The organism is Nitrobacter sp. Nb-311A, assembly GCF_000152905.1.
Classification (GTDB): Bacteria; Pseudomonadota; Alphaproteobacteria; order Rhizobiales; family Xanthobacteraceae; genus Nitrobacter.
This window is the reverse complement of sequence record NZ_CH672417.1, coordinates 20,190-34,632: the sequence shown is the minus strand read 5'-3', so window position 1 is coordinate 34,632 and position 14,443 is coordinate 20,190. Positions and strand designations below refer to the sequence as shown.

Genomic DNA, 14,443 nt, shown 5'->3' with positions numbered 1-14,443 from the left:
TGAAAGCAACCTGTTGAAGAAGCTTTAAATAAATTCGTCGAACGTGCGCGGATGACGCGCAGAGTTGCCCTGTATTTCGTCGGCTCCGTCGTCCTTGTATCGTTGGCCGGTTGCGGGCGCGGTCTTTTCCAGACTGCGGTGCGCGAACCGTGGCGAGCCGAGGCCGAGGTCGCATGCCTGAAATCCGGCGAAGTCAAGGAAAGTCCCGACCTGGTTCGTATCCGTTCGATCAATGGTCCCGGAATTTGCGGCGCGGAATTTCCCTTGAAGGTCTCGGCGCTCGGCGAAAGTCCGGCGTACGGCTTTGCAGACGAGGATCTCAGGCCCCCCGCGTCAATCGGCCGCCAGCCGCGCTGGCCGATCGCGCAGCCCACTTACCAGTCGCCGTCGCCGCAATACCCCGACACATCAGCTCCTCGGCCGTCCTATGGCGACGGATCGGGCGGGCCGGTTTCGCTGACCGCGCCGGGCGTCTCGCCTGCCGAGGGTCGCATCGAGTTGCCGCCGGAGGGAACGCGGGATTATCACGCATCGCCGAACGACCGTTACGGGCAATCGTATCCGCCGCCGCAATCCCAGTCCTACGGCAGCACACGATCCTCCACATATCCGCCAGCGCCCGCGCCGGATTTGCCACGGGATTCATCGCTGCGTCTCGGATCTGCGCGCGGGATCGTCACCAGCGCGGTCGGTCCCGTCGCGGTGAAGCCTTCCGCGACCCTTGCTTGCCCGATCGTCTCGGCGCTCGATCGCTGGCTAGCGGATGCGGTGCAGCCGGCGGCGATGCGCTGGTTCGGCGCCCGAGTGGCCGAGATCAAGCAGATCTCAGCCTATTCCTGCCGTGGCATGAACGGCAATCCGCGCGCGCACATTTCCGAGCACGCCTTCGGCAATGCGCTGGATATTGCCGGGTTCACGCTGGCGGATGGACGATACGTTTCGGTGCAGCACGGCTGGAAGGGTTTGCCGGAAGAGCAGGGTTTCCTCCGCGACGTTGAAGCATCCGCCTGTCAGCGCTTCGCCACGGTGCTGGCGCCCGGCTCCAACGTCCATCACTACAACCATATCCATGTCGATCTGATGCGCCGCGCGAGTCGCCGCACGGTCTGCAAGCCCGCTCCGGTATCAGGCGAGGAAATTGCCGCGCGCGCCGCCGCGCGCGGTTCGTATGCCGGCCGCGAGCCGGCTGTGACGGGATCGTTTGGCGGACACAAGAACCATTCGCATAGTTACGCCAGCGAGGCGGATTACGACGAATAGTGGCTGGCCTGCGCCGGATGTCATGTTCGCGGCTGTTTGATTCCCGGCGGAGTCGAGCCGTGGTCTTCTGTCCTGCCGTGCGTTTTCGTCGGCGAGGGGTCCGGCTCGCCGAACCCCTCATTCACCGTGAGACACGTTTTCCTCGGGCGAACCGCAAGTTCGTTTCGATTCAAAACGCTTTGCGGATATCAGCCAGCCTGTAAGCCGGGTTCTGTAGGGCACCGCACGCTTGCGCACACGGTACGTGACGGCCATTCCTCTGGGACAACGTTTGCACGTTGCCTCGTGCAACCTACCCGGACAGCGAGCCCGACATGGCCCTGCGATGTTATCGCCAAAGGCGAACCTCTCGCGATGCTGTCCCTATTCGGTTTTGCTCCCGGTGGGGTTTGCCATGCCGTCTCCGTTGCCGGAGACGCGGTGCGCTCTTACCGCACCTTTTCACCCTTACCGCCCGCATCCTCACTCTTCCGGCAAGCGGAGGGAGAGGGTGGAGCGGCGGTTCGTTCTCTGTGGCACTATCCCTGAGGTCGCCCCCGCCGGACGTTATCCGGCACCGTATGTCGATGGAGCCCGGACTTTCCTCTCCCGCAAGCCTTTCGGCCCGAGCGGGAGCGACCGTCCGGCTGACTGATGCGGTACGCATGACCGTTGTGTGACGCGCCGTCAAGTCATGCAGCGCCGGGTGGTGATTATTTCAGATATTCGCAGGCCAAGGGAACTTGCGTTGCTCCCCGCCATTGGAACGTCACGGCAGTGTCTGCCACAGGGAGGTGGCTATGATGGATTTACATCTTCGACGTCCCACACGCGGAGCGCTGGAAGACATGCGCGGAATCGTGCCGGAGGAGAAAAACTATGCCATCGGCTGGACGCTCAGCACTTTCCTGACGCTGGCGGTGGTGAGCGTCGTCTGGAGCTTTGGATTCTAAAATCCGACAACGCGATCGGGAGTATTTTTGCGAGACGTCTGCGCGACATCCCGCCCCTTGCGGCGCTGTGACAAATCAACATCTCTTTGTCATGGAGCGTCATGGAGCGAAAAGTGAGCAGTGATCACCGAGCGGAACTGGATCGGCACCTTGCCCGGTTTGAGGGTAAAATGCCGCGACGATTCGCGAGGTTTATGGGTTGGGTGCGCAAGCCGTCCTCGCGGCTGGTTCGCGTTCCACTGGCGGGGACGCTGATCGTCGGCGGCATCTTCAGTTTTCTGCCGGTTCTCGGCCTGTGGATGTTGCCTCTTGGTGTCGTTTTGATCGCGCAGGATCTGCCGTTTCTGCAGAGACCGACGGCGCGGACACTGGGATGGATCGAGCGCAAATGGATGGAGCGAAAGGCTGCGAAACGCCCGTTGTAAGGCTTTGCTCAACGGTTCAAGACCCGGATCTCTTCTCCCCGAGAGTGTCTCGACATCCGACAGCGATGTGACTCCAAAATGCCCCAAACGCATGAAAGACGGGCGCGTGGCGGCCGTCGACGGTAAAATTTGTCTTTAACGAATCAGTATGCTGATTCATTTTATTCTCCGGGGTCAATCGGGAGACCAAGGTATGAACGTTATTGTTTTCGCATCGCGTAAGGGCGGCTCAGGCAAAAGTACCCTGGCCGCTCATCTTGCCGCGCAAGTTCATAAGGCTTCGAGGCCCTGCCTGCTTGTCGATGCCGATCCGCAAGGATCGCTGACGCTTTGGCACAAGTTGCGCGGCACCAACGAGCCTCCGATCCGGACAGCCAATCGCTCCGTCACCGAAATCATCAACTCCGCGAAGCGCGATGGTGTCGAGTGGGTCTTCATCGACACGCCACCAAATCTGTCGGCCGTCGTCGACGACGCCATACGGAATGCGACAATGGTTGTGATTCCCGCGCGGCCGGGCGTGTTCGACGTTAATGCCGTCCAGGGCACGATCCAGAGCTGCCGGTCCGCGCGCAGGCCTTACGCCGTCGTCATCAATGGTGCGCCGGCGATGCGCGATGGCTCTGAAAGCCCGATCGTTACCATTGCGCGCGAGGCTCTGGCGAAATTCCGCGCTCCGGTTTGGAGCGGCCAGATTACCAATCGCGCAGACCTTCTTCTGGCGCTTGCCCATGGCGAAGGCGCCCGTGAATACGATTCCCAGGGCCGCGCTGCCTCCGAGATCGGGCGGCTGTGGGCGGCGATCGAACGCTCGGTCAAAGCGATCCGCGGAGCGGTGTCCTCGAGCGGGACCATGCACAAGAACGCGGCCTGATCGTCGCCTCGATGCCGGTGATAAAGCGCGCGGATCTCGCGCGTTTGTCTTTTTGCGCCAGAGCTTTTTCGAGCGAAGCATGTCCTCGGGCTTGACCCGGGGATGGCCACCGCTTCGCGTGAAGAAAACGCGCTACAGTCTATTTCAACTGCGTTGAACCGGACTCGTCCCTTATCTTTCTGTTTGAGCATGATCTTTTCCGAAAATCGGTTTCCGCTTTTCGGGATCATGCTCGAGATCAAAATAGACCGGATCAGGACGGCCAGCGCTGCGCCTTGCTGACCACGAAGTCGCGGAAGGCCTGGACCCGCGCGACGGATTTCAGCTCTTCGGGATACACGAAGTAAGTATCGAGCTGAATCGAATCGGACTCGCTGAACAACTGCACCAGGAGATTGTTCCCGCCCACCAGATAATCCGGCAGCGCCGCTATGCCGAGACCTTGCTGACAGGCGCTGAACAGGCCCAGTATGTTGTTGACCGTGAAGTAGGGTTCGTGCGGTCCTGAGCGGCTGCGAGCGGCCTCGATCAGCCAATTGCGGTTCTGCAGATGGGGCGATGCCTGAGTCTCGTTGAGCAGGATGATACGGTGGCCACTGAGTTCCTCAAGCGTTCGCGGTGTGCCGAAACGCTTGACGTATTCGGTCGAACAGTAGGCATGGAAACATATGGCAAACAGCTTGCGCTGAATCAGGTCGGGCTGGGTCGGCTTGTATATGCGGATCGCGATGTCGGCTTCCCTCATCGACAGATCGAGCTCTTCGTCGGTCAAAAGCAGCGAGATCCTGATCTCCGGATACAGCGAGGTGAATTCGCCAAGCCGCGGAATCAGCCAGTTGATGCCGACTCCCGGGGTGGTCGTCACTTTGAGGTCGCCGCTTGGTCTTTCGCGGCTGTCGGCGAGCTGTGCGCGCGCCGCCTTTAATTGCATGAAGACCTCATGCGCGGTGCGAAACAGCAAGTCACCCTGTTCGGTCAGGATCAGACCGCGCGCATGACGATGAAACAGCGGTACTGAGAGTTCCTGCTCCAGCGCGCCGACCTGGCGCGATACGGCAGATTGCGACAGTCCGAGCTGCTCGCCGGCGTGCGTGAAGCTCCCGGCTTCGGCCGCGGCGTGAAACACTTTTAGCTTGTCCCAATCCATGGCAGTTATTCCGCCGCGGCGCGGTCACCCGCGTGCGCGGCGAGAAACCGTTCGGCTTCCAGCGCGGCCATGCAGCCCAGGCCGGCGGCTGTCACGGCTTGGCGATAAACCTCATCCGCGACGTCGCCGGCGGCGAACAGCCCCGGCACAGACGTTGCCGTCGAGTTCGGCGCAACTTCGACATAGCCCGACGGCTTCAGTTTGACCTTCCCGGTTACGAGTTCGGTCGCAGGTGCGTGACCGATCGCGATGAAGACGCCGTCGGCTGCGACGTCGGTGAGTGCTCCGCTTTTGACGTCCTTCAGCCGTACATGGGTAACTTTGGGAGGATCTTCGCCGCCACAGATTTCGTCGATGACGCTGTCCCAGATAATTCTGATCTTCGGATGCTTGAACGCGCGGTCCTGCAGGATGCGTTCGGCGCGGAAGTGATCGCGGCGATGGACAAGGGTGACCTGCGAGGCAAAATTGGTGAGGAAGAGCGCTTCCTCGACCGCTGTGTTGCCCCCGCCAACCACGATCACGTTTTTGCCCCGGTAGAAGAAGCCGTCGCAGGTCGCGCACGCGGAGACACCGAATCCCTTGAATTTGTCTTCGGACGGTAGCCCGAGCCAGCGCGCCTGCGCGCCCGTTGCGAGGATCACGGTTTCGGCAAGATAGACGTCGCCGCTGTCGCAGGTCAGCCGGAACGGCCGCTGCGATACATCGAGAGAATTCACGGTATCGGTTAGGATTCGGGTCCCGACGTGCGTCGCCTGTTTCTCCATCTGCTCCATCAGCCACGGTCCCTGGATCACGTCCGCGAAGCCGGGATAGTTTTCAACGTCGGTGGTGATAGTGAGCTGGCCGCCCGGTTGGATTCCCTGGATCAGCACCGGTTCCAGCATGGCGCGCGCCGCATAGATCGCCGCCGTATAGCCCGCCGGGCCAGAGCCGATGATGACAACCTTGGCTCGGGTGGGGGCGGGCATGAGTATAGCGGACCTTTGGAAGCTGGCTTGCGCGCGCTGCGAGACGATTGCGCAGAAGCCGCATGAAAGCATGAAAACATCAGGATGACGTGATGCATATCTGCCTAGCTATGCGAGAAATGCAACCCGCTGCGCGGAAAAATTCATCTAAAAGGTCGAAAGCAGGAGAGTGGGCGTAATAAAATTGCGTAAGCGCCCCGATCTGCGTTAACTAGAAGCCTGCCGCGATTCATGGCCGGCTTTCGGGATTCGGATAGGCGTGACGAAGAGTCTGGACCAGATCGACCTCAAGATTCTAGGTGAGATTCAGGCCGACGGCCGGATCACCAACGTCGAGCTGGCGAAACGGGTCGGCATTTCGCCGCCGCCGTGTCTGAGGCGAGTCCGGACGCTGGAGGAAGAGGGTTATATTCAGGGATATCGCGGATTGCTCGATCCGCAGCGGCTCGGTTTTGAAGTCACGGTTTTTGCGTCGGTTCATCTGGCGAGTCAGGCAGATGCCGATCTGCGCGCATTCGAGGAGTTCGTGCGTCGCGAGCCGCTCGTGCGCGAGTGCTGGATGCTGTCAGGCGAGGTCGACTTCATCCTGAAATGCGTGGCGCCCGATATGGCCACATTTCAGGACTTCGTCGCGCATCTCACCGCTGCGCCGCATGTACGCAACGTGCGGACCTCGCTGGTGCTTCACAATTCCAAATACGCCCCGGCGGTGCCGTTGGAGCTGAAAGCGCCGGGCTGAGGTAACACGCGCCCAACACGCGAGCCAGTTGATCGCTGGGATCAGACCTTTTTGCGCAGCATCGCATCGAGGCTGATCGGACCGCCGCCGGCGAACACCAGATAAAAGAAAACAAAACAGTAAAGCGCGATCAGTTCGCCGTGATTAACGATCGGCATGAAGTTCTGCGGCGCATGCACCATGAAGTAGCCGACCGCCGCCATGCCCGACGTGATGAAGGCCGCCGCCCGCGTGAACAGCCCGACGACCAGAAGCCCGCCGCCAACCAGTTCAATGACTCCGGCAGCCCCAACCAGCGAGACGATTTGCAAATCGGCGAACATTGGCAGAGACGGGAAGCCCAGGAGCTTGGCAGTGCCGTGTTGCATGAGCAGGAGCCCGCTCATGAAACGAAGCAAACTGAGAACGGTCGGCTGCCATCTGGCAAGAATTTGATCCATGGGCCGGCTCCCCCGGGTGACATCTCAAAAAATCAGCATCGCGCGTTCGCACCAAGCCGACCTTCCTAACATCGGGGGCATAAAATTGTTCCACGCTTGGAACATGCCGACGCCTGTTCCGCCTGCGGATCGTCTCCCTGGTCGCCCGGCATTCGACCTTCCCAGCGCGAGGCGGGAACTGTCAAGGCCGGGAGGCCGCGGACGAGTTTGGAATTGGCGGCAAATATAGGGATTATCCGCCCCACAGTTTAGAGGCCCTGATCTTCCGCTATAACCATTCCACCTTTGCGATCTCGTAAGCCTTGGCGCCTCCAGGCGCGACGACTTCAACGGAAGAGCCTTTCTTCTTGCCGATCAGGGCGCGCGCCAGTGGCGAGGTGATTGAAATGCGGCCTTGCTTGGCGTCAGCTTCGGCTTCGCCTACGATCTGCCACACCGCCTTCTTGTCGGTATCCTCGTCGATCAGCGTCACGGTGGCGCCGAACATGATGGTGTCGCCGGAAAGCTTGCTGACGTCGATGATATCGGCGCGCGCCAGCTTGTCTTCGAGTTCCGCGATGCGGCCCTCGTTGTGCGATTGCTCTTCTTTTGCGGCATGATACTCCGCATTCTCCGACAGATCGCCATGCGAGCGCGCCTCGGCGATCTGCTCGATGATGCGCGGCCGGTCCACCGACTGGCGCTTCTTCAGTTCGTCTGCGAGGGCGGCATGCCCGCCTCGGGTCATCGGAACCTTATCGACCATCTCACTTCGTCCTTCGCTTCATCGGCAGCGCTGCCGCGTTGCGCGAAGCGGCTTTCCGTCCGGAAGCCGCATTCGCCTTATATTTCGATTCCGATGCCCGCATGTCTTTTCCTTGCGGCCCCTTTGGTGCGAATTCGGAAACTGTAGGATTCCGATGTAAGTGGGTTCAGAAGTTCGCTTGGGACTCGTCGAGGCAACGAAGCACCGTCTTGATCGCCACAGTAGGCGACCAGCCTGGGTCGGACAAAAACATCACCGCAGCCTGCAGGTTCCACTTCTTTGGGCTCCTGCAGACCGGCTATCGGGGCCGATCAAGTCCGAATTCAGGCCTGGGTCTTGGAAAAATAGCTCTGCAACGTGCGAACCTCAAGGTCCCCGCCCAAATAGGCGCGGATACCCTGCGCGGCCGCCACGGCTCCCGAAAGAGTGGTGTAATATGGCACTTTATGCAAGAGGGCAGCGCGCCGCAGCGAGCGGCTGTCAGCGAGGGCCTGCGGCCCATCAGTAGTATTGAACACCAATTGCACCTCACCGTTGGTGATGGCATCCACGATATGCGGCCGTCCTTCCAGTACCTTGTTGATTTTTTCAGCCGGAACGCCGCTGTCGGTCAGGTAGCGTTGCGTTCCCGACGTCGCCATCACCCTGAAGCCGGCCGACGCCAGCAGCTTCACCGCCGCGAGGATACGCATCTTGTCGGTCTCACGGACCGAGACGAACACCGTGCCTTTGCGCGGCAGATGGGTGCCGCCGCCGAGCTGGCTCTTGGCGAAGGCGATCTCGAACGAGCGGTCGATGCCCATCACTTCGCCGGTCGATTTCATTTCCGGGCCGAGTACCGTATCGACGCCCGGAAAGCGCGCGAAGGGGAAGACCGATTCCTTGACGCCGACGTGACCGAGCTTTTGCAATCCGAGCTTAAAGTCGGCGAGCTTCTCGCCGGCCATGATCCGCGCCGCAATCTTGGCGACGGGCAGGCCGATCACCTTGGCGACGAACGGCACCGTGCGCGAGGCGCGGGGGTTGACCTCCAGCACGTAGATCTCACCGTCCTTGATAGCGTATTGCACGTTCATCAGACCGACGACATCGAGCCCGAGCGCAAGCTCGCGGGTCTGCCGCTCCAGCTCCGCGATCGTGGCCTCATCGAGCGAACGCGGCGGCAGCGAGCAGGCCGAGTCGCCGGAGTGGATGCCGGCCTCCTCGATATGCTCCATGATACCGACGACGTAAGTGTCCTTGCCGTCGCCGAGACAATCAACGTCGATCTCGGTGGCATCGGAGAGATAACGATCGAACAGCAGCGGGTTGGTGCCGAGCACGGTGTTGATCTGGCCGGTCTTGTCGTTCGGATAGCGGGCCTTGACGTCGGCCGGCACAAGTTCGGGCAGGGTGCCGAGCAAATAGTCGCCGAGCTGGCTATCCTCGCGGATGATCTGCATGGCGCGGCCGCCCAGCACATAGGAAGGGCGCACCACGAGCGGCAGGCCGAGATCGGCGGCCACCAGCCGCGCCTGCTCAACCGAATAGGCGATGCCGTTCTTCGGTTGCTTCAGTTTCAGTCGATCGAGGATGCGCTTGAATCGGTCGCGGTCTTCCGCGAGATCAATGGCTTCGGGCGAAGTGCCGAGGATCGGCACGTCGGCCGCTTCCAGAGCGCGTGCAAGCTTCAACGGCGTCTGGCCGCCGAACTGCACGATCACGCCGTGCAACGTGCCGTTCTGCCGCTCAGTGTCGATGATCTCCAGCACGTCCTCGGCCGTCAGCGGCTCAAAGTAGAGCCGGTCAGCGGTATCGTAGTCGGTCGAGACCGTTTCCGGGTTGCAGTTGACCATGATGGTCTCATAGCCGGCTTCCGACAGCGCGAAGCACGCATGGCAGCAACAATAGTCGAACTCGATTCCCTGGCCGATGCGGTTGGGACCGCCGCCGAGGATAACGACCTTCGTCTTATCCGACGGTGCGCTTTCGTCGGCGACTGAGCCCGCGAACGGCGCTTCATAGGTCGAGTACATGTAGGCTGTCGGCGAGGCGAATTCCGCGGCGCAGGTGTCGATGCGCTTGTAGACCGGGCGCACGCCGAGCGTGCGGCGAAGCGCCTTGACCTCCGCTTCGGTCCTGCCTGAGAGCACTGCGAGCCGCGCGTCCGAGAAACCCATCGCCTTGAGCGTGCACATCCCGAAGGTGTTGCCCGGCAGGCCGTGAGCACGGATTTTGTTCTCCATCTCGACGATGCCGCGCAACTCGGCGAGGAACCAGGGGTCGATCTTGCAGGAATTGAAGATTTCCTCGTCGGTCCAGCCAAGCCGCATCGCTTGCGCGACTTGCAGCAGGCGATCGGGAGTCGGGATGCCGAGCGCCGCGCGGATCGCGTTCTTGTCGTCGCCTCTGCCCATCCCTTCGATATCGATTTCGTCGAGGCCGGTGAGGCCGGTCTCCAGGCCGCGCAGCGCCTTTTGAAGGCTTTCCTGAAAGGTGCGGCCGATCGCCATCACCTCGCCGACCGATTTCATCGAGGTCGTCAACGTGGTCGAAGCGCCGGGAAATTTCTCGAAGGCGAAACGCGGAATTTTGGTGACGACGTAGTCGATGCTGGGCTCGAACGATGCCGGCGTCGCGCCGCCGGTGATGTCGTTGGCGATTTCGTCGAGCGTGTAGCCGATTGCGAGTTTCGCCGCGACCTTGGCGATGGGGAAGCCGGTCGCCTTTGATGCCAACGCCGAGGAGCGCGATACTCGTGGATTCATCTCGATGATGACCATGCGCCCGTCGACGGGATCGACGCCGAACTGCACGTTGGAGCCGCCGGTCTCGACGCCGATCTCGCGCAGCACCGCCAGCGAGGCGTCGCGCATGATCTGGTATTCCTTGTCGGTCAGCGTCAGCGCCGGCGCCACCGTGATGGAGTCGCCGGTGTGCACGCCCATCGGATCGAGGTTCTCGATCGAGCAGATGATGATGCAGTTGTCCTTTTTGTCGCGGACGACCTCCATCTCGTACTCTTTCCAGCCGAGCACGCTTTCTTCGATCAACACTTCGTTTGTCGGCGAGGCATCGAGGCCGCGTTCGATGATGTCGAGAAATTCGTCGCGCGTGTAGGCGATGCCGCCGCCCTTGCCCCCCATGGTGAAGGAGGGGCGGACGATCGCAGGCAGGCCGATCTCGGACAGCGCCATCAACGCTTCCGCCATTGCCTGCTGCTGATAGCGCTTCCGCCGCTCGTTCTCGCCGAGGGTCCATTGCCGCTCGAATTCGGCCAATGCTTCCCCCGAGAGCTTTTCTTTCTCGGCGAGGTAGCTGTCGCGATCGGCCTTTTTCATCGCGGATGCGTTGGCGAGCCGCGATTTCGGCGTCTCCAGGCCGATTTTGGTCATGGCCTCACGGAACAGCTGCCGGTCCTCGGCCTTGTCGATGGCATCTGCTGTTGCGCCGATCATCTCGACGTCGAACTCATCCAGCGTGCCCTGCCGGCGCAGCGACAATGCGCAGTTCAGCGCGGTCTGACCGCCCATGGTCGGCAGCAGTGCGAAGCCGCCGGGAATGACGTAGCGTTCCTTTTCAATGATCTTGCCGACGATTTCGGGAGTGATCGGCTCGATGTAGGTAGCATCGGCCAGTTCGGGATCGGTCATGATCGTCGCCGGATTGGAATTGACTAGGACGACCCGGTAGCCCTCCTCCTTCAGCGCCTTCACCGCCTGGGTGCCGGAATAGTCGAATTCACAGGCCTGTCCGATAACGATCGGGCCGGCGCCGATAATAAGGATGGTCGATATGTCGGTGCGTTTAGGCATAAAGACCCGGAACTGAAAACTGGGCACAAAAAAAGGGCGCGCAGCGGCGCGTCCCTTGAGCAAGAGCGCGATCTTCGCGCGCGGGCTGTCTTTAGACCAGATTTCCAGGGTGGGGAAGGATTATAAGGGCTTCATCAACTGGCAATTCCCGATTTGAAGGCGCAAAAATCCTTTGCGCCTGTTCCTGGCCAGGGCTCCATGCGGCCGCGAAGGGCTTGAGAGCAGACTGGCCGCGGCAACCGATGCCGTGATCGGGTAGTCTCGAAGCCCCGGCGGCCGACCCGCCATCCGACCTCCGGGCCGGTATTCTCGGGCGCGAATGGGTCATCATGCTCAATGTAACGTTAATTCCAGCTTCGGGCAGCAACAGCGGCGGCGGTATGCTATGCACTGATTTGCGCGGATTTAGCTTAGTGGCAAAGCAGCGGCTTTCCAGGTCGCAGACCGATGTTCGATTCATCGAATCCGCTCCATCATCATCCAGCGTTGTTGTCCTCCCGTCATCATAATCGGCGAATTGCTTTCGATCTCGCCCAGTGGACGACGCGGATAGTCCTTCCCAGACAATAACGGCTGGAGTTACGGCGGTCCGCCGCAGCTTCGGGTATCACCGTCACCAGCCTACCGCATCATTGTCAGGGGCAACACTTGCAAGATAACAGCCCGCGCTCGCGAGCTTTTCTTGTCGTGAAGAGGGGCATGCATTCCGAGCGGTTGCGCCGCAGCATCACGCCGGAGGTTGTGAGCGTTGAAAAAGTTGGAGGCCCAGCCTGGACTTGAACCAGGATAAAAAGCTTTGCACAGCTCCCGCGTAGAACTTCCGCCACCGGGCCGCCCGCAATATTCCGCAACAATCGTCGGATGGCGAGTCCTACCGCCGCTTAACGTTAATCCCGCCAGTGTGCATCTATTGCGTGGCCTCGGTGCCGCGGAGACTTGTAAGGCGTGCAGGCGACAAACGTCATTTTGCGACGGGTTGGTCTGCAACCGGACCTTCGATGCGGGTTGCTGACGTGGATCGCGTGGGAGTTATCGAAGGACTCGATCCACTCATCCAGAAGGGTTTGAGCCAATCCTTGTGTTCCGTGCCTGGAACCTCTGGTGGAATTGCGCGTTAGCGAACTTGTCGCAGAATAGCGCGTTGGCAGGTCCTGAAAGCGGCCTTCCGGCCGTGTGCCTCGCACGCGCGCACATCTCGCCATATGCTTTTCAAAACAGGAGAGTGCATCGTGTCCCACGCCAAAAGTTCCACCTTGCGGAAAGTAAACCCTGTGCTCGACACGCCGACCGATCTTTCACAGGAAGGAGTCGACAAAATTTCGGCCGCCATGAACACGATACTGGCCGATACTTTTGCGCTTTACCTGAAGACCAAAAACTTTCACTGGCATGTCAGCGGCCGGCACTTCCGCGACTACCATCTGCTGCTCGACGAACAGTCGGAGCAGATATTCGGCACCACCGACGAGATTGCCGAGCGGGTTCGCAAGATTGGCGGCACCACGCTGCGTTCGATCGGTCAGGTCGCCAAACTGCAGACTCTCGAAGACAACGATGAGAGCTTTGTCCCTCCGCAGGAGATGTTGCGCGAGTTGATGAACGACAACAAGAAAGTTACCGCTGCCATGCGCAAGGCCCATGATATTTGCGACAAGTATGAGGACGTCGCGACCGCAAGCCTGCTCGAAAATTTCATAGATGCGGCTGAACGCAGGACCTGGTTCTTGTTCGAGGCCAGTCGTCAGGAAGGCGGCAACGAAGCCTGATTAAGCAGGCGGTTCTCCATTCACCGGATCGTCCTCCCTCGCGGATGAGGGCGCTGTTGTTATGCGCGCTTATTCTCTCGCATCAGATCGGCGAAGCGCTTGAATAAATAGTGGGAGTCGCGCGGTCCCGGCGAAGCCTCCGGATGATACTGGACCGAGAATACCGGCTTGCCTTCGAGTTCGATGCCGCAGTTGGAGCCGTCGAACAGCGAAACGTGTGTCTGCTTCGCACCCTTGGGTAGCGTCGCGTGGTCCACGGCAAAGCCGTGATTCATCGAGGTGATCTCCACCTTGCCGGTCGTCTCGTCCCTGACCGGATGATTGGCGCCGTGATGACCCTGATGCATCTTCTTGGTTTTCGCTCCGACCGCGAGGCCGAGCATCTGGTGACCGAGGCAGATGCCGAAGGTCGGCGTGCCGGAATCAATTACTTTCCGGATCATTGGCACGGCATATTTGCCGGTCGCGGCCGGATCGCCCGGGCCATTTGACAGGAACACTCCGTCCGGCTTCATCGCCAGGATGTCTTCCGCCGAGGTGGTAGCCGGCACCACCGTGACCTTGCAGCCTTCGCCGGCGAGCAGGCGCAGGATGTTTCGCTTGATGCCGTAGTCGACGGCGACGACGTTGAATTCCGGGTTATCCTGGCGGCCGAAGCCCTTGTCCCACTGCCACGGCGTTTCGTCCCAGGTATAGCGCTGGCTCGACGTCACCATCGGCACGAGGTCCATGCCTTCGAGACCGGGCCACGCGCGGGCATCTTTTTTCAGGCCGTGCAAATCGAACAGCCCGTCCTTCGCATGGGCGACCACCGCGCTGGGCATGCCGCGAATGCGGATCAGGGCGGTCAGCGCGCGGGTGTCGATGCCCGAGATGCCAATGATGCCGCGCGCCTTTAGCCAGGCGTTGAGGTGTTTGGCGGCGCGGTAGTTCGACGGCGAGGTGATGGCGCTGCGCAGGATGACGCCGCGCGCGCCGGGCGTCGCCGCCATGTTCACGGTTTCGATGTCTTCGTCGTTGGCGCCGACGTTGCCGATATGCGGAAAAGTGAAGGTGATGAGTTGTCCGGCGTAGGAGGGATCGGTGAGAATTTCCTCGTAGCCGGTCATCGCGGTGTTGAAGCAGACCTCTCCGACCGCCTGTCCTTCCGCGCCGAAGCCGAAGCCTTCGAGTACGGTGCCGTCGGCCAGCACGAGAAGCGCGGTCGGCTTAAGGTCCGGCCAGGCTGAGACGTTTTCCGATGGGGTCATGAGCGCATGACATAGCCCGGCCATCGCACCGCGTCAAACTCCGGTTGTCTGGCGCGCCGGCGCGGCTTACATCTGATTTCGACCTGATTTGGCGGTGTTA

Annotated in this window: 12 protein-coding genes, 2 tRNA genes and 1 other RNA gene; 7 read left to right on the top strand and 8 right to left on the bottom strand. The window is 60.8% G+C overall.

Annotated features, from left to right (window positions below):
• Positions 1-51: 51 nt before the first annotated feature.
• Positions 52-1,260, top strand: coding sequence for an extensin family protein (locus NB311A_RS11420; protein WP_009798711.1), 1,209 nt, complete (start codon positions 52-54; stop codon positions 1,258-1,260).
• A gap of 184 nt (positions 1,261-1,444) precedes the next feature.
• On the opposite strand, the gene rnpB is transcribed toward NB311A_RS11420, so the two are convergent.
• An RNA gene (gene rnpB / locus NB311A_RS19760) (RNase P RNA component class A) lies at positions 1,445-1,894 on the bottom strand.
• A 145-nt stretch (positions 1,895-2,039) separates the two neighbouring features.
• Between rnpB and NB311A_RS21995 the strand changes: the two genes are divergently transcribed.
• The 3 genes from NB311A_RS21995 (at position 2,040) to NB311A_RS11410 (ending at position 3,491) form a co-directional block, all read left to right on the top strand.
• A complete protein-coding gene (locus NB311A_RS21995) occupies positions 2,040-2,192 on the top strand; it encodes a hypothetical protein (protein ID WP_207382375.1) in 153 nt (50 codons plus the stop codon).
• Positions 2,193-2,305: 113 nt separating this feature from the next.
• Entirely contained in the window at positions 2,306-2,617 is a 312-nt protein-coding gene (locus NB311A_RS11415; RefSeq protein WP_040675084.1) for a hypothetical protein, read from the top strand.
• Between the two features lie 193 nt (positions 2,618-2,810).
• On the top strand, positions 2,811-3,491 hold the full coding sequence (locus NB311A_RS11410; protein ID WP_009798708.1) for a ParA family protein: 681 nt from the start codon (positions 2,811-2,813) through the stop codon (positions 3,489-3,491).
• Positions 3,492-3,744: 253 nt separating this feature from the next.
• On the opposite strand, the gene NB311A_RS11405 is transcribed toward NB311A_RS11410, so the two are convergent.
• Entirely contained in the window at positions 3,745-4,638 is an 894-nt protein-coding gene (locus tag NB311A_RS11405; protein ID WP_009798707.1) for a LysR family transcriptional regulator, read from the bottom strand.
• 5 nt (positions 4,639-4,643) lie between these two features.
• Entirely contained in the window at positions 4,644-5,609 is a 966-nt protein-coding gene (gene trxB, locus NB311A_RS11400; RefSeq protein ID WP_040674966.1) for a thioredoxin-disulfide reductase, read from the bottom strand.
• A gap of 259 nt (positions 5,610-5,868) precedes the next feature.
• Here trxB and NB311A_RS11395 point away from each other — a divergent pair, with 259 nt between their 5' ends.
• Positions 5,869-6,348 (top strand): Lrp/AsnC family transcriptional regulator, encoded by a 480-nt coding sequence (locus tag NB311A_RS11395; protein WP_009798705.1) that lies wholly within the window; start codon positions 5,869-5,871, stop codon positions 6,346-6,348.
• Positions 6,349-6,389: 41 nt separating this feature from the next.
• Here the strand turns inward: NB311A_RS11395 and NB311A_RS11390 are convergent, their stop codons facing one another.
• The 3 genes from NB311A_RS11390 to carB all read right to left on the bottom strand — a co-directional run bounded on the left by NB311A_RS11390 (position 6,390) and on the right by carB (position 11,327).
• On the bottom strand, positions 6,390-6,788 hold the full coding sequence (locus NB311A_RS11390; RefSeq protein ID WP_009798704.1) for a DoxX family protein: 399 nt from the start codon (positions 6,786-6,788) through the stop codon (positions 6,390-6,392).
• 268 nt (positions 6,789-7,056) lie between these two features.
• Positions 7,057-7,533 carry a transcription elongation factor GreA gene (gene greA, locus NB311A_RS11385; RefSeq protein WP_009798703.1) on the bottom strand — a complete coding sequence of 159 codons (477 nt, stop codon included), beginning with the start codon at positions 7,531-7,533 and terminating at the stop codon, positions 7,057-7,059.
• 323 nt (positions 7,534-7,856) lie between these two features.
• Positions 7,857-11,327 carry a carbamoyl-phosphate synthase large subunit gene (carB, locus tag NB311A_RS11380; RefSeq protein ID WP_009798701.1) on the bottom strand — a complete coding sequence of 1,157 codons (3,471 nt, stop codon included), beginning with the start codon at positions 11,325-11,327 and terminating at the stop codon, positions 7,857-7,859.
• 399 nt (positions 11,328-11,726) lie between these two features.
• On the opposite strand from carB, the gene NB311A_RS11375 reads away from it, so the two are divergent.
• Positions 11,727-11,800: transfer RNA gene (locus NB311A_RS11375), tRNA-Gly, on the top strand.
• A gap of 285 nt (positions 11,801-12,085) precedes the next feature.
• On the opposite strand, the gene NB311A_RS21990 is transcribed toward NB311A_RS11375, so the two are convergent.
• Positions 12,086-12,160, bottom strand: a tRNA-OTHER gene (locus NB311A_RS21990).
• 396 nt (positions 12,161-12,556) lie between these two features.
• Here NB311A_RS21990 and NB311A_RS11370 point away from each other — a divergent pair.
• A complete protein-coding gene (locus NB311A_RS11370) occupies positions 12,557-13,093 on the top strand; it encodes a Dps family protein (protein WP_245256988.1) in 537 nt (178 codons plus the stop codon).
• Between the two features lie 59 nt (positions 13,094-13,152).
• On the opposite strand, the gene carA is transcribed toward NB311A_RS11370, so the two are convergent.
• Positions 13,153-14,343: a glutamine-hydrolyzing carbamoyl-phosphate synthase small subunit gene (gene carA, locus NB311A_RS11365; RefSeq protein WP_009798699.1), complete on the bottom strand. Its 1,191-nt coding sequence runs from the start codon at positions 14,341-14,343 to the stop codon at positions 13,153-13,155.
• Between the last annotated feature and the right edge of the window lie 100 nt (positions 14,344-14,443).

Bases quoted from the DNA above. Each gene is read 5' to 3' on its own strand.
- NB311A_RS11420 (WP_009798711.1), top strand. From the start codon at position 52: ATGACGCGCAGAGTTGCCCTGTATTTCGTCGGCTCCGTCGTCCTTGTA.
- NB311A_RS21995 (WP_207382375.1), top strand. From the start codon at position 2,040: ATGATGGATTTACATCTTCGACGTCCCACACGCGGAGCGCTGGAAGAC.
- NB311A_RS11410 (WP_009798708.1), top strand. From the start codon at position 2,811: ATGAACGTTATTGTTTTCGCATCGCGTAAGGGCGGCTCAGGCAAAAGT.
- NB311A_RS11405 (WP_009798707.1), bottom strand. From the start codon at position 4,638: ATGGATTGGGACAAGCTAAAAGTGTTTCACGCCGCGGCCGAAGCCGGG.
- trxB (WP_040674966.1), bottom strand. From the start codon at position 5,609: ATGCCCGCCCCCACCCGAGCCAAGGTTGTCATCATCGGCTCTGGCCCG.
- NB311A_RS11390 (WP_009798704.1), bottom strand. From the start codon at position 6,788: ATGGATCAAATTCTTGCCAGATGGCAGCCGACCGTTCTCAGTTTGCTT.
- greA (WP_009798703.1), bottom strand. From the start codon at position 7,533: ATGGTCGATAAGGTTCCGATGACCCGAGGCGGGCATGCCGCCCTCGCA.
- carB (WP_009798701.1), bottom strand. From the start codon at position 11,327: ATGCCTAAACGCACCGACATATCGACCATCCTTATTATCGGCGCCGGC.
- carA (WP_009798699.1), bottom strand. From the start codon at position 14,343: ATGACCCCATCGGAAAACGTCTCAGCCTGGCCGGACCTTAAGCCGACC.